25 protein-coding genes and 1 tRNA gene are annotated in these 23,622 nt (G+C 34.2%); 21 read left to right on the forward strand and 5 right to left on the reverse strand.

Annotation, left to right across the window (positions count from 1 at the left end):
• Positions 1-33: 33 nt before the first annotated feature.
• Complete coding sequence (locus INR76_RS01970; RefSeq protein WP_223108995.1) at positions 34-2,511, reverse strand: DUF5686 and carboxypeptidase-like regulatory domain-containing protein; 2,478 nt, start codon at positions 2,509-2,511, stop codon at positions 34-36.
• A gap of 102 nt (positions 2,512-2,613) precedes the next feature.
• Positions 2,614-3,591, reverse strand: coding sequence for a pyruvate dehydrogenase complex E1 component subunit beta (locus INR76_RS01975; protein ID WP_223108996.1), 978 nt, complete (start codon positions 3,589-3,591; stop codon positions 2,614-2,616).
• A gap of 183 nt (positions 3,592-3,774) precedes the next feature.
• On the opposite strand from INR76_RS01975, the gene INR76_RS01980 reads away from it, so the two are divergent.
• The 10 genes from INR76_RS01980 (at position 3,775) to INR76_RS02025 (ending at position 12,644) form a co-directional block, all read left to right on the forward strand.
• Positions 3,775-4,515, forward strand: a complete 741-nt coding sequence (locus tag INR76_RS01980) for an electron transfer flavoprotein subunit beta/FixA family protein (protein ID WP_223108997.1) — start codon at positions 3,775-3,777, stop codon at positions 4,513-4,515.
• Between the two features lie 93 nt (positions 4,516-4,608).
• Complete coding sequence (locus tag INR76_RS01985; RefSeq protein WP_223108998.1) at positions 4,609-5,577, forward strand: electron transfer flavoprotein subunit alpha/FixB family protein; 969 nt, start codon at positions 4,609-4,611, stop codon at positions 5,575-5,577.
• A 135-nt stretch (positions 5,578-5,712) separates the two neighbouring features.
• Positions 5,713-6,345, forward strand: a complete 633-nt coding sequence (locus INR76_RS01990) for a bifunctional nuclease family protein (RefSeq protein ID WP_223108999.1) — start codon at positions 5,713-5,715, stop codon at positions 6,343-6,345.
• 68 nt (positions 6,346-6,413) lie between these two features.
• Positions 6,414-8,198 carry a nucleoside transporter C-terminal domain-containing protein gene (locus tag INR76_RS01995; RefSeq protein ID WP_223109000.1) on the forward strand — a complete coding sequence of 595 codons (1,785 nt, stop codon included), beginning with the start codon at positions 6,414-6,416 and terminating at the stop codon, positions 8,196-8,198.
• Positions 8,199-8,294: 96 nt separating this feature from the next.
• Complete coding sequence (locus tag INR76_RS02000) at positions 8,295-9,119, forward strand: thymidylate synthase (RefSeq protein WP_223109001.1); 825 nt, start codon at positions 8,295-8,297, stop codon at positions 9,117-9,119.
• Positions 9,120-9,132: 13 nt separating this feature from the next.
• A complete protein-coding gene (locus INR76_RS02005; protein ID WP_223109002.1) occupies positions 9,133-9,567 on the forward strand; it encodes an energy transducer TonB in 435 nt (144 codons plus the stop codon).
• Between the two features lie 89 nt (positions 9,568-9,656).
• Positions 9,657-10,823, forward strand: a complete 1,167-nt coding sequence (gene egtB, locus INR76_RS02010) for an ergothioneine biosynthesis protein EgtB (RefSeq protein WP_223109003.1) — start codon at positions 9,657-9,659, stop codon at positions 10,821-10,823.
• Positions 10,824-10,839: 16 nt separating this feature from the next.
• Positions 10,840-11,817 (forward strand): L-histidine N(alpha)-methyltransferase, encoded by a 978-nt coding sequence (locus INR76_RS02015; RefSeq protein ID WP_223109004.1) that lies wholly within the window; start codon positions 10,840-10,842, stop codon positions 11,815-11,817.
• 21 nt (positions 11,818-11,838) lie between these two features.
• A complete protein-coding gene (locus INR76_RS02020) occupies positions 11,839-12,357 on the forward strand; it encodes a DUF3124 domain-containing protein (protein ID WP_223109005.1) in 519 nt (172 codons plus the stop codon).
• A 5-nt stretch (positions 12,358-12,362) separates the two neighbouring features.
• A complete protein-coding gene (locus INR76_RS02025) occupies positions 12,363-12,644 on the forward strand; it encodes a DUF427 domain-containing protein (protein ID WP_223109006.1) in 282 nt (93 codons plus the stop codon).
• Positions 12,645-12,649: 5 nt separating this feature from the next.
• Here the strand turns inward: INR76_RS02025 and INR76_RS02030 are convergent, their stop codons facing one another.
• Positions 12,650-13,723 carry an aminotransferase class V-fold PLP-dependent enzyme gene (locus tag INR76_RS02030; protein WP_223109007.1) on the reverse strand — a complete coding sequence of 358 codons (1,074 nt, stop codon included), beginning with the start codon at positions 13,721-13,723 and terminating at the stop codon, positions 12,650-12,652.
• 59 nt (positions 13,724-13,782) lie between these two features.
• Here INR76_RS02030 and INR76_RS02035 point away from each other — a divergent pair, with 59 nt between their 5' ends.
• The 6 genes from INR76_RS02035 to INR76_RS02060 all read left to right on the forward strand — a co-directional run bounded on the left by INR76_RS02035 (position 13,783) and on the right by INR76_RS02060 (position 18,158).
• Entirely contained in the window at positions 13,783-14,214 is a 432-nt protein-coding gene (locus INR76_RS02035; protein ID WP_223109008.1) for a 2TM domain-containing protein, read from the forward strand.
• Positions 14,211-14,693, forward strand: coding sequence for a dihydrofolate reductase (locus INR76_RS02040; RefSeq protein ID WP_223109009.1), 483 nt, complete (start codon positions 14,211-14,213; stop codon positions 14,691-14,693). The genes INR76_RS02035 and INR76_RS02040 overlap by 4 nt, the downstream gene beginning before the upstream one ends.
• A 1-nt stretch (position 14,694) precedes the next feature.
• Positions 14,695-15,537 (forward strand): fructosamine kinase family protein, encoded by an 843-nt coding sequence (locus INR76_RS02045; RefSeq protein WP_255592751.1) that lies wholly within the window; start codon positions 14,695-14,697, stop codon positions 15,535-15,537.
• 88 nt (positions 15,538-15,625) lie between these two features.
• Positions 15,626-16,126 (forward strand): pyridoxamine 5'-phosphate oxidase family protein, encoded by a 501-nt coding sequence (locus INR76_RS02050; protein WP_223109010.1) that lies wholly within the window; start codon positions 15,626-15,628, stop codon positions 16,124-16,126.
• Between the two features lie 77 nt (positions 16,127-16,203).
• Positions 16,204-17,085 carry an ACP S-malonyltransferase gene (gene fabD, locus INR76_RS02055; RefSeq protein ID WP_223109011.1) on the forward strand — a complete coding sequence of 294 codons (882 nt, stop codon included), beginning with the start codon at positions 16,204-16,206 and terminating at the stop codon, positions 17,083-17,085.
• A gap of 29 nt (positions 17,086-17,114) precedes the next feature.
• Positions 17,115-18,158 carry an FAD-binding oxidoreductase gene (locus INR76_RS02060; RefSeq protein ID WP_223109012.1) on the forward strand — a complete coding sequence of 348 codons (1,044 nt, stop codon included), beginning with the start codon at positions 17,115-17,117 and terminating at the stop codon, positions 18,156-18,158.
• On the opposite strand, the gene INR76_RS02065 is transcribed toward INR76_RS02060, so the two are convergent.
• Positions 18,155-18,535, reverse strand: a complete 381-nt coding sequence (locus INR76_RS02065; protein ID WP_223109940.1) for a DUF983 domain-containing protein — start codon at positions 18,533-18,535, stop codon at positions 18,155-18,157. The two genes, INR76_RS02060 and INR76_RS02065, sit on opposite strands and share 4 nt — an antisense overlap.
• Before the next feature lie 61 nt (positions 18,536-18,596).
• On the opposite strand from INR76_RS02065, the gene INR76_RS02070 reads away from it, so the two are divergent.
• From INR76_RS02070 to INR76_RS02080, 3 genes are read left to right on the forward strand one after another with little or no spacing between them, the layout of a single operon-like run.
• On the forward strand, positions 18,597-20,513 hold the full coding sequence (locus INR76_RS02070) for an ABC-F family ATP-binding cassette domain-containing protein (protein WP_223109013.1): 1,917 nt from the start codon (positions 18,597-18,599) through the stop codon (positions 20,511-20,513).
• Between the two features lie 25 nt (positions 20,514-20,538).
• Complete coding sequence (locus tag INR76_RS02075) at positions 20,539-20,718, forward strand: CPXCG motif-containing cysteine-rich protein (RefSeq protein WP_223109014.1); 180 nt, start codon at positions 20,539-20,541, stop codon at positions 20,716-20,718.
• A 40-nt stretch (positions 20,719-20,758) separates the two neighbouring features.
• Positions 20,759-21,115 carry an STAS/SEC14 domain-containing protein gene (locus INR76_RS02080; protein WP_223109015.1) on the forward strand — a complete coding sequence of 119 codons (357 nt, stop codon included), beginning with the start codon at positions 20,759-20,761 and terminating at the stop codon, positions 21,113-21,115.
• On the opposite strand, the gene INR76_RS02085 is transcribed toward INR76_RS02080, so the two are convergent.
• A complete protein-coding gene (locus INR76_RS02085; protein WP_223109016.1) occupies positions 21,116-22,675 on the reverse strand; it encodes a hypothetical protein in 1,560 nt (519 codons plus the stop codon).
• A 114-nt stretch (positions 22,676-22,789) separates the two neighbouring features.
• Between INR76_RS02085 and INR76_RS02090 the strand changes: the two genes are divergently transcribed.
• Both INR76_RS02090 and INR76_RS02095 read left to right on the forward strand, forming a co-directional pair.
• Positions 22,790-22,862: transfer RNA gene (locus INR76_RS02090), tRNA-Met, on the forward strand.
• A 150-nt stretch (positions 22,863-23,012) separates the two neighbouring features.
• Positions 23,013-23,585 carry a Crp/Fnr family transcriptional regulator gene (locus INR76_RS02095; RefSeq protein WP_223109017.1) on the forward strand — a complete coding sequence of 191 codons (573 nt, stop codon included), beginning with the start codon at positions 23,013-23,015 and terminating at the stop codon, positions 23,583-23,585.
• The last annotated feature ends 37 nt before the right edge of the window (positions 23,586-23,622 follow it).

Genomic DNA, 23,622 nt, shown 5'->3' on the forward strand with positions numbered 1-23,622 from the left:
TCTTTTTAGATGGCAGTTTTTTTATTGGCATGCTTAAAAAGAAAATCCAAAAACACCAGTAACCCCAAATTCTCGAGCCCCAGGATTATCTAAGTAATTTCCTCGGAAATTAAAATCAATTCTGAAAATTCTAAAAATATTACCTACACCTACACTCCACTCCCAGTAGATATCTTCTGGAGCTTGATACACAATATTTGACGCATTGAGTGCTTTGTTATCATCAGATATTTGTCCATAAACAGCTCTAAAACCTATTACTTCTCTAAGGTCTAAATCGCGTAAACCAGGAATTCTACCAAAAATACGACCTCCAAAATCATGTTGCAGATGTAAAGATGTGTATGTATCGGTTACAAACTCATAATAATCAAGATTTGTAAAAGCATTATATAAACTAAAGTACGTTTGATTACCTGGCACCGGACTTAATAACCCGAGCGGTACAGGATCAAAGATTTTACCTGCTTCAATTGTAGAAAGTAATCTCCCAAATCCACCAATATTCCACGGCTGTGTATATAGAGTTTGAAGCTTTTTATATTCAAAATCTCCATCCAGAATATCTTTAAGACCATAGGTATAACCTAGATAAAAACTGGGATAATCTCCATCATTAATAATGGTTCTTTCTACGCCATAACCAGAAGTTTTACGCTTAGGAGTATAGAAAAGACCTAATTCTATTTCGGGTTGAGAAATAGTACTTTTTACACTTCCGTCTTCAGCAAAATAATCTAAGCTAAATGTATCTGTGGCAGAGCGCAATTTTCTATGAGAGCCTGTAACCCGAACGGTAAAATTTTTGGCAGGTTCAATTTCAAACCCGGCTGTTGCGAGTTTTATACGAGTTAAACGGTCATTTGCACCTACAGAAATTAATGATGAAGAAGCCAAACTTCTCCCCAATACATCATTACTTGTAGTTAAACTAGCACCTGTTTGCTCAACGTCTTTTCTATACCCACTGAAAATGGATAATCTTGACTTTCGGTCTAAAAGTACTTTTCCTGATATTCCAAATTTGAATCGTTTGTCTTTAAAACCATATGCTCCAAAGGTTTCTATTCGCCAAGGATCATTTTGGCTAAAGTAGGTTCTACCACCTAGTCTAATTCGTAATCCTTCGGCTTCATTAAAACCAAAAATGGAAAAAACCGGACCAACATCAAAGTTATCTACTTCATAATAACCCGTAGCCAAAGTAGCTCCAAGGTTATAAAGTGTTTTAAAGCGAGGTACCGTTTTAAGAGTGTCTAAAAGGCGATAAACACCTTTTTCATCTTTATTTAAGGCTTCCATACGGTTTTGTTCCCAAAAACTATCGGGTCTATTATAAACCGCTTCATTATATGGGTTGGTTTGTTCACCGTAAAAACTTTTATCTTTTTTTATATCAAAGTTATAATTATCATACAGCGTTGTTCTTTTTCCGTAGATACCTTGTGCTTCTTCTTTTTTTCTGAAACTGAAATCACTCAAAAAATGATCTCGAGTTATTAAAAATATACTGTCGTTTAACACTTCAAACTCTTGCTCTATATACACTTCTCTCACCCAATTAAGGTTTGCACTTTTTGAAGCTTGTAGGTTTATTTCTTTGATAGCCCAAGTTGTATCGTTTACCCAAAAATCACCTTTAAAAGTTAGTTCGTTTTTTCTACGAGGGTAATAAACAATGTTGTAGCACCACTTGTTATCACGATAAGCACTGTCTAAAAGAACATAATTATAAACGTCAATACCTGTACGAGATAAAGGGCTTGTAAAGGCCTTGTCAAAAAACTTTAGGTAATTATCATAGACATTATATTCTTTATACAGATCTTTTACAAAAGCAATCAGGGTTTGATTGTTTTCAAAACCCGAGTTTTTATTTCCTTTTAATACTTCTTTTTCTTCATTTAAATCATTGTCACCATATACCTTTGAATAGGCTTCATTTATAAAAATAGGCAGGTAAGAGTTTCCGGTAACTTTTGATGTGTCAATTTGATCCCACATAAATTCCATTCCTTTAAAAATTTTACTTTTTATAAGGGTACTATCAATGGTGTTAAGGTCAAATTCTAGTTTTTCATATTTATCGTAGCTGTACTGTTTGAATTTTTTTACTCCATTTTCACGCCTATTTTCCCAAATTTTACGAAGAATATCAATAGCCGGATTGTTCTCTTTGGGCTGTTTACCACTTACAATCACAACTTCATCAAGAGCTGCAGCTTCTTCTTCAAGCGTCACCTCCATTTTGTAAGAGTTACGCTGTGTTAATGCAACCTCTTTACTTTCAAAACCTACAAATGAAAAAACTATTGCATCAAAATTTTGATCACTTTCTAGGTAAAAACGACCGTCTTCATTTGATATCGTCCCTTCGTTTGAAGCTTTAAAAACTACATTTACAAAGGGTAATGGAGTACCAGAAGCATCTTTAACCGTACCACTTACCTTTGTTTGCGCAACCAAAACTGAGGTAATTAATAAAAAAAATGAAATAATTAATTGTTTCATAGTAGGTTCTTTCAGCTAGATTTTGTGGACAAAAAAACCTTGCATTACGTAAACGCAATGAAAGGTTTATATTGGTGTATCAATAGTAAGATACACGTTATATTATTTGTAAAGTACTTTTTTTACTGCCTTTACTACATCACTTGGTCCTGGCAACCATTCTTTTAATAATTCTGGTGAATAAGGTGCCGGTGTATCTCCTGTATTTATTTTTACAATTGGTGCATCTAGGTAATCAAAGGCTTGACTTTGCACTTGGTATGTAATTTCAGTTGCTACGTTACCAAAAGGCCAAGCTTCTTCAAGAATTACCAATCTATTTGTTTTTTTAACCGATTCTAAAATAGTGTCATGATCCATTGGACGCACGGTACGAAGATCAATTATTTCACATTCTATTCCTTCTTCGGCTAAATCTTCTGCTGCTTTGTAAGCTGCTTTTATAATTTTTCCGAAAGAAACAATTGTTACATCTGCTCCTTTTCGTTTTACTTCAGCAACGCCAAGTGGGATTAAGTATTCTCCTTCTGGCACCTCGCCTTTATCACCATACATTTGCTCACTTTCCATAAAAATCACTGGATCGTCATCACGAATGGCACTTTTCAACAATCCTTTTGCATCTTTTGGATTACTAGGCACCACAACTTTAAGTCCTGGGCAGTTAGCGTACCAACTTTCAAAAGCTTGTGAATGTGTTGCCGCTAATTGTCCAGCTGAAGCAGTAGGTCCTCTAAAAACAATAGGAATATTGAATTGCCCACCACTCATCTGGCGCATTTTTGCTGCATTATTGATTATTTGATCAATTCCTACTAACGAGAAATTAAAAGTCATAAACTCAATAATAGGACGATTACCGTTCATAGCTGAACCAATACCTATACCTGAAAAACCAAGTTCAGAAATTGGAGTATCAATTATTCGCTTAGCCCCAAATTCATCGAGCATTCCTTTACTGGCTTTATAAGCACCGTTGTATTCGGCAACTTCTTCGCCCATTAAATATATAGTATCGTCGCGACGCATCTCTTCGCTCATGGCTTCGGCTATCGCTTCACGGAATTGTAATGTTTTCATCTGTTATAACGCTTTTCTTTCTGAAAATTATGTCAAGACGACAAAAATAGTATATTCTAAATGCGAATTAGTAATTTTTATCAAGTTTTAACGGAAATTTATTATGCGTGCATAGCATTTTTTGGAAATATATGCCTATCTTCGTAACCCGAAAAAATAATACTCAAAAAAGATATAAAGTATATGAAAATTTTAGTGTGTATAAGTCACGTACCAGACACTACCTCAAAGATTAACTTTACAGATAACGATACTAAATTTGACACAAATGGGGTACAATTTGTGATCAATCCAAATGACGAATTTGGTCTTACTCGTGCTATGTGGTTTAAAGAAAAACAAGGCGCTACCGTACACGTTGTAAACGTTGGTGGTACAGACACAGAACCAACTTTAAGAAAAGCCCTAGCCATAGGCGCAGACGAAGCCATTCGTGTAAATGCAGAAGCTACAGATGGCTTTTCAGTTGCAAAACAATTGGCCAATGTAGTAAAAGAAGGCGAATATGACCTTGTACTTGGCGGCCGTGAATCTATTGATTATAATGGCGGTATGGTTCCTGGAATGATTGCTCAATTAACCGGAGCAAACTTTGTAAACACTTGTATAAGTCTTGAAATTGATGGTGATACTGCTACGGCAATTCGTGAAATTGACGGTGGTAAAGAAACAGTAAAAGCCAAACTACCATTAGTTGTAGGTGGACAAAAAGGTATTGTAGAAGAAAGCGACCTTCGCATCCCAAATATGCGCGGTATTATGCAAGCTCGTAAAAAACCTTTAACGGTTAAGGAGCCTGTAGAAGCAAATGCTGAAACACAAACAGCAAAGTTTGAAAAACCAGCTCCAAAAGGTGATATCAAATTGGTTGAAACTGTTGATGAATTAGTTGATTTACTTCACAACGAAGCCAAAGTGATATAAACAAGTTTTTCGAAATCACTTCGGAAATATCTTAAATTGAAAAAATTATAAATTTCATTCTGATGCTAATCAGAATTCAAAATATAAAAAAATATGTCAGTACTCGTATATACAGAATCAGAAGACGGAACATTTAAAAAAATTGCTCACGAAGCTGTTTCCTACGCAAAAGGAATTGCAGACAACATGGGTACACAAGTAACTGCAATTGCAATTAATGGAGGTGACACCAGTGTATTGGGTAAATATGGTGCCGATAAGGTATTAAATGTTTCAAACGATAAACTATCAAAATTTAACGCAGAAGCATATGCAGATGCCGTTGCCAAAGCCGCAGAAAAAGAAGACGCCAAAGTTATAGTTGTTTCTAGTAGTGCAAATAGCAAATTTATGGCACCTCTATTGGCTGTAAACCTAGAAGCAGGTTATGTACCCAATGTAACCGAACTTCCAGAAAGCACAGAGCCTTTTAAAGTAAAACATAGTGTTTTTACTAACAAAGCTTTTTCTATTACCGAAATAAAAACCGACGTTAAAGTGGTTGGTCTAGCCAAAAACGCTTACGGAGTTAAAGAAAATGAAGCTGATGCAACTACCGAAGATTTTTCACCTGAACTTTCTTCTGAAGATTTTTCTGTTGAAGTAGTTTCTGTTGACAAAGCAACCGATAAAGTAACCATTGCCGATGCTGAAATTGTAGTTTCTGGTGGTCGCGGTCTTAAAGGACCTGAAAACTGGGGAATGATTGAAGAAATGGCAGATATTCTAGGTGCCGCTACAGCTTGCTCAAAGCCTGTAAGTGATATGGGATGGAGACCTCACAGCGAGCACGTAGGTCAAACTGGTAAACCCGTTGCATCAAATCTATATATCGCTATAGGAATAAGTGGTGCCATTCAACACTTGGCAGGTATTAACGCTTCAAAAACAAAAGTTGTTATTAACAACGACCCTGAAGCACCTTTCTTTAAAAACGCAGACTACGGTATTGTAGGTGACGCTTTTGAAGTAGTACCTAAGCTGAATGAAAAATTAAAAGAATTCAAAGCACAGAACGCATAATTTTTGTTACTTTGTGCCTAATATAAAAGGCTGTTTAATTAAGGAAACTTCCTTTTTTAAACAGCTTTCTTTTTTATTTTACAAGGGTATAGTACCGTTAAACACAACCCTTTAACATTAAAATTTTAATTTTTAATGAGTCTTGTAAGACTGAGCATAAAAGGAATATCTTATAGCCAAACGCAAAATGGAGCTTACGCTTTAATTTTAAGCGAGATGGAAGGTGAACGCAAATTACCCATCGTTATTGGGGCTTTTGAAGCACAATCTATCGCCATCGCTTTAGAAAAAGAGATAAAGCCTCCGCGACCATTAACCCATGATTTGTTTAAAAATTTTGCAGACAGGTTTGAGATTGTAATCAAGCAAGTTATAATTCACAAATTAATAGATGGCGTTTTTTATTCTAGCATAATTTGCGAAAGAGATGGTCTTGAAGAAATTGTCGATGCCCGCACCAGCGACGCTATTGCTTTAGCTCTTCGGTTTAACGCACCAATATTTACTTATAAAAATATACTTGACAAAGCCGGAATTTTCTTAAAAACTACTCCAAAAAAGAAGAAAGAAAAAACTTCAGAAAGCGAAGATTCAGTTTTAGAAGAATTAATAGGCGGTGAAGATAAAGAGTCTGTTGCTCCTTCAAAGCAAAATTTTGGCAAATTCTCTATCAAAGAATTAAATGAAATGTTGGACGAAGCAGTTGCTAATGAAGATTATGAAAGAGCAGCCAGCATACGTGATGAAATTTCAAAACGAGAGGAATAAACATCACATTTTTAATAAATCTTGTATTATGTATAACTCTATATTTCAGAAGTAATTAATTGTAAACTATGCGAAATTTTTTATTAATTGCTTTATGCTGTTTATTCACAACAACACTCTTTTCGCAAACTATAGAGAATGATTGGCAGTTTAGCGAAATTAAAAACCAGGGAACTACCCCACTGTTCAATCTAGACCCAAATCAAGATTACTTAAAAATTAACGATGGAAGGTTTGAATATCGTTTACAGAGTAAAGACTCCATAAAAGCTTCTGGAGATTACATCTATCAAAACAACTTACTTGTATTTTTTTATGACACTCCCAAAAATACAATACGTCGCTATCGCGTAAAAACGCTAACCGATTCTTCACTTGTCTTCTCAAAAAATCAAGTTCAGTATCATTTTAAAAAACCACTAGCTAACAAAATAGAAGCAACAACAGAAGAGATACCGTCTGAGTCACTTTCTATCTCAGAGGCCGATGGTGAAATAATTCCTGCTCAAGGTTTTTCTTTTACTAGCTTATGGCGCGGGGTTATCGGGATGGCTTCTTTAATTTTTATCGCTTTTTTATTTAGCTCAAACCGAAAAGCCATTAATTGGAAAACAGTTGGTATAGGTCTTGCCTTTCAGCTCATTATTGCTATTGGCGTATTAAAAGTATCATTTATACAAAGCATTTTTGAAGCCATAGGTAATGTTTTTATAAGCATATTAGAATACACTCAAGCAGGAAGTAAATTTTTATTTGAAGGGCTTGTAGTAGATATGGATACATTTGGTTTTATTTTTGCTTTTCAAGTTCTCCCTACCATCATATTTTTCTCTGCCTTAACCTCGGTATTATTTTATCTAGGTATCATTCAAAAAGTAGTTCAAGCCCTTGCTTGGTTATTATCAAAAGCACTAAAAATATCTGGAGCCGAAAGTTTAAGTGTTGCAGGAAACATTTTCTTAGGACAAACCGAAGCGCCTTTGTTAATCAAAGCGTATTTAGAGAAAATGAGCAAGTCTGAAATTTTACTTGTAATGATTGGCGGTATGGCTACAGTAGCAGGAGCTGTACTTGCAGCCTATATTGGGTTTTTAGGCGGAGACGATCCTGTTTTGAGGCTTACATTTGCAAAACATTTATTAGCAGCATCTGTAATGGCAGCTCCCGGTGCTATTGTAATTTCAAAAATTCTATATCCTCAAACTGAAATTGTAAAAACCGAAGCAAAAGTTTCTTCAGAAAAAATTGGTTCAAACTTATTAGATTCTATAGCAAATGGAACTACCGAAGGTTTACGACTAGCAGTAAACGTTGGTGCAATGTTACTAGTATTTGTTGCTATGATCGCAATGGTGAACGGAATTTTAGGAGGCATTGCCGGATTTGACGGCTTTACTATAAAGGCTTTAAAAATCAATTGGCATTTTACCTCTATTAATGAATATATTGCACTATATACGCCTTATGACAAGCTATCCTTAGAATTTTTATTAGGATATCTATTTGCTCCCCTTATGTGGCTTATAGGTGTATCTAGTGAAGATATGATGTTAATGGGGCAACTATTAGGTATCAAATTGGCCGCTAGTGAATTTGTAGGATATATTCAATTAGCAGATTTAAAAAATGTTTCAAGTGACCTACATTTAAAGTATGAAAAGTCAATTATTATGGCTACCTATATGCTATGTGGTTTTGCCAATTTTGCTTCAATAGGAATACAAATTGGCGGAATAGGTTCACTTGCCCCAGGGCAGCGTAAGCAATTATCTAGGTTTGGAATGAAAGCTTTAATTGGTGGAACCATCGCTTCACTAATTTCAGCAACTATTGCAGGAATGATTATTGGATAATTTGCTAAATAGTTAATAACTATTAATAACTGAAAAGGTTACTAATTTTAAATTAAACGTTCCTTTTTTTACATTTAGCCATTAAACTTTTTGACGATGAAGCAATACCATGATCTCATAAAACACGTTCTAGAAAACGGAACCGAAAAACACGACAGAACCGGAACCGGCACCAAAAGTGTTTTTGGATACCAAATGCGATTTGACCTTAGTGAAGGTTTCCCAATGGTAACCACAAAAAAACTACATTTAAAATCAATTATTTATGAACTGTTGTGGTTTTTAAATGGTGATACAAATATTCAATACCTTCAAGAAAACGGAGTGAGAATTTGGAATGAATGGGCTGATGAAAATGGAAACTTAGGACCCGTGTATGGTCATCAATGGCGCAACTGGAACAGCGAAGAGATTGATCAAATTTCTGAAGTTATTGAGACTTTAAAAAATAATCCAGACAGTCGCAGAATGTTAGTAAGCGCTTGGAACCCGAGCGTAATGCCAAACACAAGCGTTTCATTTTCTGAAAACGTTTCAAACGGAAAAGCTGCTTTACCACCCTGTCACGCATTTTTTCAGTTTTACGTAGCAGACGGAAAATTGTCATGCCAACTATACCAACGCAGTGCAGATATATTTTTAGGTGTCCCATTCAACATTGCTTCATATGCATTATTAACAATGATGATGGCACAAGTCTGCGGTTATGAAGCTGGTGATTTTGTACATACCTTTGGTGACGCACACATATACAGCAACCATATGGATCAAGTTGAACTTCAATTATCAAGAGACCCTAGACCACTTCCAACTATGAAAATAAATCCAGAGGTTAAAGATATTTTTGGCTTCAAATTTGATGACTTTACTTTAGAAAACTATAATCCGCATCCACATATAAAAGGTGCGGTAGCAATTTAAAAAAATACTTTTTATGAAAAATGCCCTACTAGTTCTTTGTATTTTATTCTCAACAACACTATTTGCCCAAGAAGAATGGGGTGATGTTAAAAAAAATGTTGTTACACTTAAAGAAATCCCGCCTGTATGGCCTGGCTGTGAAGAAGGAAGCGCTGCAAAACGTGACGCTTGTTTCAATAATATGCTAGCTCAGCACATTGCCAAGAACTTCAAATACCCACCACAAGCTTATAAAAAAAATGAGCAAGGTCGTGTAGTTGTCAAGTTTATTATTAATGAAAAAGGATTGGTAGAGATTAAAGATGTAAGTGGTGGTACAGCTGCTTTACAAGAAGAAGCCAAACGTAATATTATGGCTATGCCAAAAATGAGCAAACCGGGTATGATGGGCGGCAAACCTCGAGCTATAAAGTTTACGGTTCCTATTACGTTTAAAACCGGTAAATAAAGATTTTTCCCTTTAACAATCCCTAAACATCTTTCAAAAAAAGAAATGGTATCTTTAAAGTGTCGGCAAAAACCCGGCACTTTATTATTATGATTACAACAGATACCCTAGTTTCCTTTTTTGAGGAAACTCGTCAACATACCGAAACTATTTGCAAGCCTCTTGAGATTGAAGACTATGTAGTTCAGCCCATTGTGGATGTTTCACCTCCAAAATGGCACTTAGGTCATACTACATGGTTTTTTGAAGAATTTATTCTGAAACCTCATAAACCCGATTACCAATTATTTCACAAAGACTTTGCCTTTGTTTTTAATAGTTATTATGAAGCTGTTGGCAAACGCGTGATACGCAATAATCGCGGAAATTTAACTCGCCCAAGTGTAGCAAAAGTCTATGACTACCGCCATTATGTTACCCATGAACTAAAAGAGTTTTTAACGGCTGGACAGCTATCTTCAGAAATTGAAGAAATTTTACTAATTGGTATTCATCACGAAAAACAACATCAAGAATTATTGCTCACCGATATTAAATATATCCTCGGAAACAACCCGTTGTTACCAAAATACAATGATTCCTTTGATGAAAACCCTATTCAGAATTTTAAACAAGAATGGATAGCAGTTTCAGAAGGTGTTTATGAAATTGGTCACAATGATTCCGAAGCATTTTGTTATGACAACGAATTAGGAAAACATAAAGTTTATTTACACAATTATAATATATCAAATAAGCTTGTCACCAACGCTGAGTATATTGAATTTATAAAAGCGGGGGGTTATAAAGACCACAATCTTTGGCACGCTGAAGCCTGGGACTGGGTTAAAGAACACTCAATCTCACAACCCCAATATTGGCATAATATAGATGGTGAATGGTATCAATACACCTTGCAAGGTCTTCAAAAAGTATTGCTAGACGCTCCTTTATCTCATATTTCATATTTTGAAGCATTTGCATTTGCTCAATGGAAAGGTTGCCGTTTACCTACTGAGTTTGAATGGGAAGTTGCAAATGACAAGTTTGATTGGGGAAGCCGTTGGGAGTGGACTGAAAGCGCTTACCTCCCCTATCCCGGCTATAAAAAAGCACCCGGTGCTATTGGTGAGTATAATGGTAAGTTTATGGTTAATCAAAAGGTATTGCGTGGTGGCTCTGTAGCTACTTCTACAAAGCACACCAGAGCTACCTATCGTAATTTTTTTCAAACAAATCTACGTTGGCAATTTACAGGTTTAAGGTTAGCCAAATAATTCCGACTTTTTATATATGACTACACAAACAAAACTTAAACTAGACACTCCTTTCAAAAAAGAAGTGTATGAAGGCCTAACGGCATTTCCAAAATACTTGTCTTCAAAATATTTTTATGATAAAGCGGGAGATAAGTTATTTCAAGATATCATGGCAATGCCAGAATATTACTTAACAGATTGTGAGTTTGAAATATTAGAAACGCACACGCAACCCATTGCTGAGTATTTTCGCGGAAAAGAAAATGGGTTTGATCTCATTGAATTGGGCGCAGGCGACGGAAAAAAAACCAAAATAGTATTAAAATATCTTTCAGAACAGAATTTTAATTTTATTTATAAACCAATCGATATAAGTCAAAATGCTATTGACAGCCTTTCAGAAAAGCTTAAAGATGAATTACCAAATGTAACTGTTGACCCTGAAAAAGGTGAATACTTTGAAGTACTAGAACGCTTAAAAAGTTATAACACCCGTAAAAAAGTAATTATTGTTTTGGGCTCAAACATTGGTAATTTAATGCATCCACGAGCCATTGATTTTCTTTCAAAGTTAAAAGACACTATGCAAGAAGATGATATGCTTTTTATGGGCTTTGATCAAAAGAAAAACCCAGAAACAATTTTAAATGCCTATAATGATAAAGCAGGAATCACAGAGGCTTTTAACAAAAATATATTAATTCGAATTAACCATGAGCTCCAAGCAGATTTTGACATAGATAAGTTTATACACTGGGAAACGTATAACCCAGAAACAGGTACCGCAAAAAGTTTTTTGGTAGCTGAAAAAGAAATGAAAGTGACTATTAAGGAGCTAGATCTTACAATCAATTTTAAACCTTGGGAAACAATACACACCGAAATTTCACAAAAATACACCGATAGTGTTGTTGATTGGTTAGCAAATGAAGCCGGTTTAAAAATAAACACTTCATTTACTGATAAAAAAGGGTATTATAAAAACTATGTATTTCAACGAAAAAATGTGTAATTTTCAACAAAACCAATAGCAATGAAATACCTAACCCTCTTTTTGCTGTTATGCTCTTTATTCTCTTGTGAGGATCCTATGAAAAAACACATGGCTACAAAAGACCTTTCACACGATTGGGAAAACAGAAAAGTAAACACTACCACTCCAGATAGCTTATTAACCAAAGGAAGTACGTATTTACCTATCTATTCAGAAATTTATCAGCAAAACAAAAGTTTTACATTCAATTTAACCACCACAGTAAGCATTAGAAACATTAGCCTACAAGATACTGTTTATATTTATACAGCAGATTATTATGACACCTATGGCAATAAAATAAGACAATATCTTGACCACCCGGTATATGTGCAACCTATGGAAACCATTGAAATTGTTGTTAATGAAGAAGATAAAGGAGGCGGTACAGGCGCAAATTTTGTCTTTGACTGGGCAACAAAAAAAGGAAAACTTGAACCGTTCTTTGAAGCTGTAATGATATCTACAGCCGGACAACAAGGCTTGTCATTCACAACTCGCGGAATTAGAAAAAAATAAAACACATGAAAGCCATTTGGAATGATACCATAGTAGCAGAGAGTGATGATACTATTGTTATTGAAAACAATCATTATTTTCCTCCGGAAACAATAAAGAAAGAATTTTTTAAAAAGAGTGAATCACACACTCATTGTCCTTGGAAAGGGCAAGCATCATATTATAACCTTGAAGTAAATGGCGAAAAAAACCGAGATGCAGCATGGTTTTACCCAGAAACATCCCATGCCGCCAAAGCTATTGAGGGTTATGTAGCTTTTTGGAAAGGAGTTAAAATAGTAGAATAAATCTTTCATTGAAGAATAGACACTATTTTTTCTAAATCTTCTTCAGAATTGTAAAAGTGGAATCCTACACGAATACCGCCACCGCGTTGTGAACACACAATGTTGTTATCCTGTAGTTTCTGAAACATAGCCTCATCCCCCTTTAGGTTATGAATCGTTGAGATATTTGTTCTATTTATAACAGTTTCACTTAATAAATTCAGTTCTTCAAACGCTTTTTTGGCTTTAGTATTAAGGCTAAGTATTTTTTCTTCAATTGTATTCACACCTATTTCTTCCATAAACTGAAGTGATTGCCTTAAACTCCCAAAATTAAATGCATCAAGATGGCCGGGCTCAAAATTTTTAGCAAACGTAGTTTCTTCAGGAGTGCTGTCAAATCCTGCTGCCGAATTAAATCCTATTGTATTAGGAAATACCTTTTCTTTAACCGTTTCTTTAAAAAGAAAAAAACCGTTTCCGTAGCCTGAGAGCAACCACTTATAAGTACTTGTTCCAAGAATATCGATAGCACTTTCTTCAAAGTTAAAATGTTCGGTTCCTAGATATTGAGTTCCATCTGCAATGAGTAGAATATCTGGATGGTATGCTTTTAGTTCGTTTAAAAACTTAAAATCTATTTTTATTCCATTAAGCCATTGTACAATACTAAATATAAACACATCTGGCCGATGTTTTGAAATGGCAGCTTGTATGTTTTCTTCAACATTGCCCGTAGTTTTTGCAATACAAACATCAAAATCACGCATTTGTACTGGCCAATTAACAGAAGGATAATCGTCTTGTAACAATAAAACTTTTTGTTTTTCAGGCAATCCTTCCAATACGGTATTTAAACCAAAAGAAAAATTAGGAACCAGAGCCGTATATTCTTCAAAACCTGAAAAAAAGTGAGCTACTTTTCTCTTTACATCTGCAAGTAGATCAAGTGTGTTTCCATAGTTATTTCCGTGGTTTAAAAAATCTGCTTCCTTATTTTTTCGCCAGTTGTATAAAGGTATTGACAATAAGCCAGATGCCGGAGTGTTTAAATAGGTTTGATTGTTTAATGCGGGAAAGTGTTTTCTAAAATCTTGCATAAAATAGTATTACCCATTAAAATTAATTATTTTTATGGTAGCAATAAAAGGAACTAACTATGTTTTCAAAATCTAAGAAAACTGAACGAATTGATTCAGAACAACGCGAACAGTATGAATATGCACGTAGACGTATTAAGGAGAAAAAAAACTTAATGCGACATTTTATTTTCTTTTTGGCAGGATCTATTTTACTTCTTATTATTGATTTGGTTCTTAAAAAAGGTGCCGATTTAATTTTTCCTAATTGGTCTGTATGGGTTGTTTTAATTTGGGCATTTATTCTATTAATTCACGTTTTTAATGTTTTTGTAATGAGCAAATTTATGGGCAAAGAATGGGAAGATAGACAACTTGAAAAACTAAAAGCTAAACAAACAAACCGTATTAACGAACTTGAAAAAAAAGTACATAAAGACCTCCAGCTTCCCAAAGATCACGAAGTAAAAAAAAAGGAAAACAACAACCCCTTACCTCCAGACGTTCAATGATTACATTAATTGCTGCAGCCGGTGAAAACAACGAACTAGGAAAAGATAATGACTTGGTATGGCATCTCCCCGATGACTTTAAACGTTTTAAAAAACTCACAACCGGTCATCATATCATTATGGGGCGAAAAACATTTGAATCTTTTCCCAAACCACTTCCTAACCGTACACATATTGTAATTACTCGCAACAAGAATTACCAAAAAGAGGGTGCTGTTGTGGTTCACAGCCTTGACGAAGCATTACTGAAAGCTCAAAACGATCCACAACCATTTGTTATTGGCGGTGGCGAAATTTATAAAGTAGCCATAGATACTGCTGATAAAATTGAACTAACCAGAGTTCATGGAACTTTTGAGGCTGACACCTATTTTCCTAAAATTGATATGAACAAATGGCAACTAATTTCTGAAGAAAAGCACCCAAAAGACGATAAACATAATTACGCATTTTCATACCTAACTTACGAACGAAGATAGCTTGCAAATTCTCAACAAAATAGCAGAAGAAAATAACCTAAATTTACTATCCTTTAAACCTCTTGCAGGTGGTGATATTAATGATGTCTATCTACTAAAGTGTACGTCTCAAAACTATGTAGTAAAAATAAATAGCGCTTCAAAATATCCGGAAATGTTTACCGCTGAAGCAAAAGGACTGAATCTACTCACTACTTCAAAAAGCTTTAAAATTCCTAAGGTATTAAATTATGGCTCTTTTGAAGATACTTCTTATCTACTACTAGAAAACCTAGAAGAAGGCAAAAAATCTAATGATTTCTGGAATCAATTTGCTGAAAAATTAGCCAAGCTTCACAAAACTACAAATAGCTATTTTGGTCTCGACCATGATAATTACATAGGAAGTTTACATCAATACAATTCACAAGAAACCTCAGCAGCAGATTTTTTTATTAATCAACGTTTACAGCCACAGTTTAAACTAGCCTCCCAGCACGGTTTTCAGTTTTCAAGTTTAGATTCTTTGTATAAAAATATAATATCACTTATACCTAATGAACCACCTGCCTTGCTTCACGGTGATTTGTGGGGTGGTAATTATATGGTATTACAAACTGGCAATCCCGCTTTGATTGATCCTGCTGTTGCTTTTGGTTCACGTGAGATGGATCTTGCAATGATGCATCTTTTTGGTGGTTTTTCAGAAGAAGTTTTTAAACTATATAATGAGATATTTCCTTTAGAAAATGGTTGGAAAACCCGAATCTCACTCTGGCAATTGTATTACCTATTGGTACATCTCAACCTTTTTGGTAGCGGTTACCTATCTAGAGTACAGCAAATAGTTAAAATGTTTAACTAGTACATTAACAAACAATTGAAAATACTTTAATAAAAAATTGACGCTTTTTGGACTGTAAATCTTGTACCTTGAAAATAAAAAAATAATTATGAGTACAGAAAATTTAACCAGCGACAAAGCAAAATCAACTTTAAAAGATATGGTTAATGATATTAAAGTTGCCATGTTTGCCACAAGATTAAATCAACAACCCCTTAGTGTCGTGCCTATGCACACAAAAGAGGTTGATAAAGAAGGAAATATTTGGTTTTTAAGCCGAAATGATAGTGATCATAATAGTGATTTACTTAAAAGTCCAGAAACACAACTATTATACAGTGATCCCGGATCGATGAAATTTATTAGTGTATATGGAACATCTGAAATAATTACAGATCAAGCTGTACTAGACGATTTATATGATAGTAAAGATAACGCTTGGTTTGATGGTGAAAAAGATCCCAATTTAACTGCTATTAAATTTACACCTAAAGAAGCAGCCTATTGGAATAACGACAGTAATAAATTGATTACTTTTTTTAAACTTCAAGCAGCTGCTGTAACAGGTGACAATAAAGATATTGGCACTTCAGGCAAAATGGATTTATAAAAATTGAGAAGCAATCCCCTTTTAAATATGAAAAGGGGATTTTTATTTTTACTTTTGAACTTTAAAAACTACCAACTATGAAAGCATATGTATTCCCCGGACAAGGTGCTCAATTCTCAGGAATGGGTAAAGACTTGTATGAAAACTCAGATAAAGCAAAACAACTTTTTAATCGAGCAAACGATTTATTAGGCTTTGACATTACAAAAATTATGTTTGAAGGTTCTGCAGAAGAGTTAAAACAGACCAATGTCACACAACCTGCTATTTTTTTACATTCAACTATATTAGCAAGTGAACTAGGAGACTCTTTTAAACCAGATATGGTTGCCGGTCACTCATTAGGTGAATTTTCAGCTTTGGTAGCCAACGGAACATTATCATTTGAAGATGCACTTATTTTGGTTTCACGAAGAGCGCAAGCTATGCAAAATGCTTGTGAAATTAAACCATCAACAATGGCTGCAGTATTGGGTCTTGAAGATCACGTAGTAGAAGCTATATGCGCTGATATTGATGGAACCGTAGTTGCAGCAAATTATAACTGCCCAGGTCAATTAGTAATATCTGGAGAAACTACTGCTGTAGAGAGTGCTTGTGAGGCATTAAAAGAGGCAGGAGCTAGAAGAGCATTATTACTTCCGGTAGGTGGCGCTTTTCATAGCCCATTAATGGAACCTGCACGCGAAGAGCTGGCCGCTGCCATTGAACACACAAATTTCTCAAATCCTATTTGCCCGGTATATCAAAACGTTAGCACCTTTGCCGTGACTGACCCAAAAGAAATTAAGAAAAATCTCATTTTTCAATTAACGGCACCGGTAAAATGGACGCAAAGTGTTCAAAATATGATTAAAGATGGAGCCAATCATTTCATAGAAGTTGGTCCAGGTAATGTATTACAAGGTTTGGTTAAAAAAATTGACCGTTCACAAACTACCGAAAAAGCAGAGGTTTAATACAAAACCACCAAGTCAACCTATCATTTATGAAACAAGTAGACTACATAGTTGTTGGCTTAGGAATTGCCGGTATAAGTTTTTGTGAAACTTTGCGTAAAAACAATAAAAGCTTTCTTGCTTTTGATAAAAAATCTAATTACTCCACCCTTGTTTCAGGTGGAGTTTTTAATCCCGTAGTTTTAAAACGTTTTACAGCAGTCTGGAAAGGGCAAGAATTTTTAAAAAAAGCCATTCCTTTCTATACATCTATTTCAGAAAATCTAGACGTTGAACTACTTGAAAAAACCTCGATATTTAGAATATTTAATTCTGTTGAAGAGCAAAACGATTGGTTAGTTGCCGGCGATAAAAACAACCTCTCCCCTTTCCTTTCTTCTGAAATCATAAAAAACCACAATGAAGCAATACAAGCACCTTTCGGGTTTGGTAAAGTAGAAGAAAGTGGAAAAGTAAACCCTTCAATTTTTTTGAGTTCTTATAAAAAAATGCTTCAACAAAATAATCAACTAATCACTGAAGCATTTGATTATGAAAAACTTCAAATAGAAGAAACTTGTGTTACCTATCAAGATATTAAAGCTAACAAAGTTGTTTTTTCTGAAGGTGCTTCGGCTATAAAAAATCCGTATTTTCCTGTAGAAAATTTTGTTCCTAATAAAGGTGAATATTTATTTATTAAAGCTCCCAAGCTTAAAAATGAAGTAATACTTAAAGGTGCTTTATTTATTATTCCGCTAGGTAATGATGTATATAAAGTGGGTGCAACTTACAGCCGAAATGACCACACAACACACACTACAGAAGAAGCAAGAAACACAATACTTAAAAAACTTGACAAAATAATTTCTTGTGACTTTGAAATTATTGATCAAATTGCGGGCGTACGTCCTACTGTTAAAGACAGAAAACCTCTTATTGGCAAATTACAGCACGATGCTATTTACTTTTTTAATGGTTTGGGCACACGAGGCATTTTAATGGCTCCTCTTTTGGCAGAGTGGCTTTATAACTTTGCAGAGAAAAACGGTGACTTGCCTAATGAGGTTAATATAAAAAGGTACACAAATTAATCTGCCTTTTCTGGATTGTATTTAAAGAAAAAATTAATCCAAATATTACGTGACAACCTTAAGATTATAGGAAAGAAAACTACTAACGTTCCCGAAATAACAAAGAAGGTGTGCAACCTACCCAACCCTATAAAGAAATATGAAATTATAAATGCAGCTACTGCAAATGCAACTCCTACTGCATAACTAACATACATGGCACCGTAAAAGAAAGAGGGTTCAATTTTAAATTTTGTTTTACAATGCGGACAGTTGTCATGCATATTTAATGTTTCAGAAAAAATGTACGGGTTTTTATTTTTATACATTTTACCAGTATGACACACAGGACATGTTCCCGTAAATATGCTATATAATTTTGAGCCTTTCATAGTTATTTTTTTACCACTACAAATTTAAGCATCTTTGCAAAAATTTACTGTTACAATTGTTACATTCATGCTAAACATTCATAATCTTTCTGTTTCTTTTCAAGGTGAGTACCTTTTTGAAAAAATTACCTTTCAACTTACACCAGGTGATCGTGTAGGTTTGGTAGGAAAGAACGGAGCCGGTAAATCTACTTTGCTTCGTATTATAGCCAATGAGCAAGAATATGACGAAGGACAAATTGCAACCGATAAAGAAGTTACCATTGGTTTTTTAAAACAAGATATAGATTTTACAAAAGGAAGAACGGTTCTAGAAGAATCTTACGAAGCTTTTACCAATATAAAATCACTTGAAAAAAAACTTGAGTACATCAACACACAACTAGCCGAACGAACTGATTATGAAAGCGAAAGCTATAACCAATTGATGATTGACCTTAATGATGTACAGCAACAATATGAAATTCACGGCGGTTATAATTATCAAGGAGAAACAGAACGTGTATTACAAGGATTAGGATTTAAAAGGGATGATTTTAACAAACCCACTGAAACGTTCTCAGGCGGTTGGCGTATGCGTATTGAACTAGCAAAATTATTACTTCAAAATAATGATATTTTACTGCTAGATGAACCTACAAACCATTTGGATATTGAATCCATTCTTTGGCTTGAAGAGTTTTTAAAAGGATATGCAGGAGCTGTCGTTGTAGTGTCACACGATAAGATGTTTTTGGACCACGTAACTACTAGAACTATTGAAATATCTTTAGGAAAAATATACGATTACAAATATCCTTATTCTAAGTACTTGGTGCAACGTGCTGAGCTACGAGAACAACAACTTGCTGCACAGAAAAACCAACAAAAAGAGATTGAAAACACAGAAAAACTTATTGAAAAGTTTAGAGCCAAAGCAAGTAAAGCTAGCATGGCACAATCACTTATAAAAAAACTGGATAAAATTGATCGTATTGAGGTTGATGAAGATGATAATAGTGTAATGAGTTTGTCATTTCCGGTTTCGGTAACACCGGGAAAAGTTGTGATTGAGGCAGAAGACATATCAAAAACCTATGGCAATAATCACGTATTGAGTCACATTGATTTGAGAGTTGACCGGGACAGTAAAATTGCGTTTGTTGGTCAAAACGGCCAAGGAAAATCTACACTGGCAAAAATAATCGTCGGCGAAATTGAGCATCAAGGTAAGATGAATCTAGGCCACAATGTACAGATTGGCTATTTTGCTCAAAATCAAGCAGAGTATCTTGACGGTTCAAAAACAGTAGAAGACACAATGATTGATGCTGCCGATATGAAAACACGACCGCGTGTAAGAGATATTTTGGGTGCTTTCCTTTTTAGAGGTGAAGAAGTAGATAAATATGTTAGAGTGCTTTCGGGAGGTGAACGCAATCGCTTGGCATTGGCAAAACTTTTATTAGAACCATTTAATGTATTGGTGATGGATGAGCCCACCAATCACTTAGACATAAAATCTAAAAATGTACTTAAAGAAGCGCTCAAAAACTTTGAAGGTACTTTAATTTTGGTATCTCACGACCGTGACTTTCTTCAAGGAATGACCGATAGAGTCTATGAGTTTAAAGACCAAAAGATCAAAGAATATCTAGGTGATATTGATTATTTTTTAGAACAAAGAAACCTAGAGAATTTACGTGAAGCCGAAAAACGTACCGTTTCAGAAAAGAAAGAAAAACAAAAAACCTCATCTGGTAAGGAAGATTATGAGCAACAAAAGAAGTTAAAATCGCTTCAGAATAAATTAAGTAAAATAGAAAGTAATATCAGCAAGCTTGAAAAACAAATTAAAGAACTTGATGTTGAGCTGGCTGTAAATTATGATGAAACCATTGCTCAGCCCAATTTTTTTGAGGGATATCAAGCCAAAAAGAAAAAGCTTAATAACCTTATGGAAGAATGGGAAGTGGTAACTTTAGAGCTAGAAGAATTAAAATAATAGTTTCATTAAATTTTAAAACAAATTGAAAGAACATTTTTTTCAATGTCCTTATTGCTGGGAGCAAATATCAATGCTTCTTGATCCTTCTGTGACAGCTACTTATGTAGAAGACTGTGAAATATGTTGTAATCCTATTGAAGTTTCGGCTACGTTTCAAAGTGGAGAATTGGTTGCTTTTTCAGCAGAAAGCATAGAACAATAAATTTTAGTATCTTTATAAGAGTAATCACTTGTTATAAACAATGTTATCCAATTTTAGCTTTTCAGATAGTACAGTTGGTTTTCTTATAGAAGGCAAGTTTGACACAGAAACTGTTAATAAGCTTCTTTCAGATATTGAAGCAAAATTAAAAGTTTATGATCAAATCAATCTTTATATAGAAGATGTGGGTATAAAGTCTTTTCATCTTCCTGCTTTAATTAAAGAAACCATCTTTAAGCTTAAACATAAAGACCGTTTTTATAAAGTAGCATTGGTAAGCAACCGAAAATGGATACACGCCTGCGGAAGCATCTCCTCATTATTCACAGATTCTATTACACAAAATTTTACTTCAGAAAATCGTTTAAAAGCAATGACGTGGATTGCAGAAGGCTAGTTAATTTTTTCCACCTGTAAGACCGCTCTTAAGTCCTTTTGAAACATTTAGCCACAAATAATTGAAAAAGGATTTTGTTTTATCACGGGTTACTTCACCAGATCCTTTTCTGAATTGTTGATCACTTTTATTACTATCTTTTGAAATAAAAATATTGGCAATAGCAGATAGAATTCCGTTTTTCTTATTTCCCTCCTTATTAAGAACCGATACTTTAAATTGATCATAATTTATCTTTAAATCAACTTGTGATCTCGTGTGATTACCATCTATGGTAAAATACGTTTTATTAGCTTCTCCTTCTAGCTGCACCTTAAGATTAGGAACGGTAAAACTATTAATATCTGGTGCTTGCAAGCTACCCACATTGGCTTTGAATAAAAAGCGATCATTGGGGTCATTAACATCAAAAGTCCATTGGGTAGTAAAAGGCGTATTTTTCATGAAAACGGCATCAATTGCAATGGTTGTTTTAACAGGGTCTTTGTAAGTATTACTCACGTTACTTATTGATGCATTAAGGTTTTTAAAGTTTATTTTTCCTCCTTGATTGTCTTTCTTTACTTTTTCGGTATATACAATTTCTGCATTATTGATTTTTATAGAATCTAAAGTTAAATTAAACGAAATGTCCCGAAGCATTTTACTGTACAAAGGTTTTATGGTAGTATCATCTGCCAGTAATTTGTTGCGATAAATATCTAAAAAAGGGTTTTCAAAAAATATTTTATCTCCGGTTATTGATAATATTCTTTTTTTGAAACCAAAATCTACATTTTTAACTACAAGTGAGTCTACATTTAAATCAAAATGATCTCGTTCTTTGCGTAACAAACGTGCATGCTCCTGTCTTGAATATTTTGTAAACAAATGCACTCCTTTAATCGTTACATCATTATCTTGAAGGTTTAAGTTTTTTACGGTAGCATTTTCAAAATTGCTTACTTTTACAAAAATTGTATCGGTTGAAGCAGTATAATCTCCATAAGCTATTGGTAGCCGTTTTTTTATTAAATTTTTATTGGTTGTAATAGAATCAACCTCCATAGAAAAGTGTTCGGTAAAAAGCAAGACTGAATCTTTTGTTCCGTCATAAATAGTAAGCCTAGCATCATTAATTTTTAACTTATCCAAAAACAATGGTCTGTTCATTTTAATTACGCCACTTTTTACATCTTTTCTTTCTTTATTCAGTTTATGCTTATGATAAACTATGGTTGGGCTAAGTATTTCAATCTCGTCAACCTGTATTTTATGATTGATGAGGTAGTTCCAATAGCTTATATCTTCAATAATTAATTTTTCTGCCGAAATTTTTGTATGCGTTTGGTTGTCATTTTTGTTTTTAATGAAAACTGTAGGACTGGTAAGTGTAAGTGTACCTTCGGTAATGTTTAATTGAAGGTTGTCATAGGATTGAACTATATGATTAGGTAATCTATTTTTCAAAAATTGTTCTACCTTATTTTTCAGAAAATAATTGATAGCTACAATACTTCCTATTACAAGAATAAGTGTTGAAAATAAAAGGATTAAAAAATATCGAGTCTTTTTTGTCATCATTTAAAAGTACAAAACGCAGAAGTTTAAACGAAAACTTTATGAAAAGCTGTTAAATTTTATTGATTAAACACTTGCTAGATTAAAAATCCTTTGTATCTTTGCCGTCCACATCGCGGGATAGAGCAGTAGGTAGCTCGTCGGGCTCATAACCCGAAGGTCACAGGTTCGAGTCCTGTTCCCGCTACTAAGAAAAAGCTTCCGAAAATTCGGGAGCTTTTTTTTATATAAAAATGTACCATTCTTTGACGTTTTTTTTACTACAAACAAATTGAATGATAAACATTTCATAAACTAAGCAAAGCGTTCATATTCTTTAATTTACTAATTTTGCACGATGAATTCAGAACTACGTTCACTACGCAATCATATTGAAGAAATAGTTAAATTAACCGATGAAGAATGGAAGTTTGTTTCTTCACATTTTGAATACAAAAAACTTAAAAAACATCAATTTTTAATTCAAGTTGGTCAACCTGTAGATTATGAGTTTTGGATTATTGAAGGATTAATAAGAGCATATAATATAGACGAAAAAGGAAAAGAACACATTCTTCGATTTGGGATGGAGAATTATTGGATAAGTGATCACTATGCATTTCAGTTTCAAATACCTGCAACCATATTTGTAGACTGCCTTGAAGACTCTAAGTTTCTTTGTTTAAGTTTTGAAAATCGTGAATTGATTTGCAATGAGGTTCATGCAATGGCAAATTTTTTCAGAATTAAAGCCAATTATGGTTATGTGAGTTTGCAACGCCGAATCCTTTCATTGTTAACCCAAACTGCAGAAGAACGTTATGATGGTCTATTGGAAAAATTACCCAAACTCATTCAACGAGTACCCAAAAAACTACTAGCCTCCTACTTAGGTGTAAGTCGTGAAACATTAAGCAGACTGAAAGGTTAATTTTAATATTAAACTCAACATCCTATTAAGTTAATCA

Origin of the sequence: Marixanthomonas sp. SCSIO 43207 (assembly GCF_019904255.1) — a bacterium.
GTDB lineage: Bacteria > Bacteroidota > Bacteroidia > Flavobacteriales > Flavobacteriaceae > Marixanthomonas.

Excerpts from the sequence above, each read along its gene's own strand:
- INR76_RS01970 (WP_223108995.1), bottom strand. The coding sequence starts at position 2,511 with ATGAAACAATTAATTATTTCATTTTTTTTATTAATTACCTCAGTTTTG.
- INR76_RS01975 (WP_223108996.1), bottom strand. The coding sequence starts at position 3,591 with ATGAAAACATTACAATTCCGTGAAGCGATAGCCGAAGCCATGAGCGAA.
- INR76_RS01980 (WP_223108997.1), top strand. The coding sequence starts at position 3,775 with ATGAAAATTTTAGTGTGTATAAGTCACGTACCAGACACTACCTCAAAG.
- INR76_RS01985 (WP_223108998.1), top strand. The coding sequence starts at position 4,609 with ATGTCAGTACTCGTATATACAGAATCAGAAGACGGAACATTTAAAAAA.
- INR76_RS01990 (WP_223108999.1), top strand. The coding sequence starts at position 5,713 with ATGAGTCTTGTAAGACTGAGCATAAAAGGAATATCTTATAGCCAAACG.
- INR76_RS01995 (WP_223109000.1), top strand. The coding sequence starts at position 6,414 with ATGCGAAATTTTTTATTAATTGCTTTATGCTGTTTATTCACAACAACA.
- INR76_RS02000 (WP_223109001.1), top strand. The coding sequence starts at position 8,295 with ATGAAGCAATACCATGATCTCATAAAACACGTTCTAGAAAACGGAACC.
- INR76_RS02005 (WP_223109002.1), top strand. The coding sequence starts at position 9,133 with ATGAAAAATGCCCTACTAGTTCTTTGTATTTTATTCTCAACAACACTA.
- egtB (WP_223109003.1), top strand. The coding sequence starts at position 9,657 with ATGATTACAACAGATACCCTAGTTTCCTTTTTTGAGGAAACTCGTCAA.
- INR76_RS02015 (WP_223109004.1), top strand. The coding sequence starts at position 10,840 with ATGACTACACAAACAAAACTTAAACTAGACACTCCTTTCAAAAAAGAA.
- INR76_RS02020 (WP_223109005.1), top strand. The coding sequence starts at position 11,839 with ATGAAATACCTAACCCTCTTTTTGCTGTTATGCTCTTTATTCTCTTGT.
- INR76_RS02025 (WP_223109006.1), top strand. The coding sequence starts at position 12,363 with ATGAAAGCCATTTGGAATGATACCATAGTAGCAGAGAGTGATGATACT.
- INR76_RS02030 (WP_223109007.1), bottom strand. The coding sequence starts at position 13,723 with ATGCAAGATTTTAGAAAACACTTTCCCGCATTAAACAATCAAACCTAT.
- INR76_RS02035 (WP_223109008.1), top strand. The coding sequence starts at position 13,783 with ATGTTTTCAAAATCTAAGAAAACTGAACGAATTGATTCAGAACAACGC.
- INR76_RS02040 (WP_223109009.1), top strand. The coding sequence starts at position 14,211 with ATGATTACATTAATTGCTGCAGCCGGTGAAAACAACGAACTAGGAAAA.
- INR76_RS02050 (WP_223109010.1), top strand. The coding sequence starts at position 15,626 with ATGAGTACAGAAAATTTAACCAGCGACAAAGCAAAATCAACTTTAAAA.
- fabD (WP_223109011.1), top strand. The coding sequence starts at position 16,204 with ATGAAAGCATATGTATTCCCCGGACAAGGTGCTCAATTCTCAGGAATG.
- INR76_RS02060 (WP_223109012.1), top strand. The coding sequence starts at position 17,115 with ATGAAACAAGTAGACTACATAGTTGTTGGCTTAGGAATTGCCGGTATA.
- INR76_RS02070 (WP_223109013.1), top strand. The coding sequence starts at position 18,597 with ATGCTAAACATTCATAATCTTTCTGTTTCTTTTCAAGGTGAGTACCTT.
- INR76_RS02080 (WP_223109015.1), top strand. The coding sequence starts at position 20,759 with ATGTTATCCAATTTTAGCTTTTCAGATAGTACAGTTGGTTTTCTTATA.
- INR76_RS02085 (WP_223109016.1), bottom strand. The coding sequence starts at position 22,675 with ATGACAAAAAAGACTCGATATTTTTTAATCCTTTTATTTTCAACACTT.
- INR76_RS02095 (WP_223109017.1), top strand. The coding sequence starts at position 23,013 with ATGAATTCAGAACTACGTTCACTACGCAATCATATTGAAGAAATAGTT.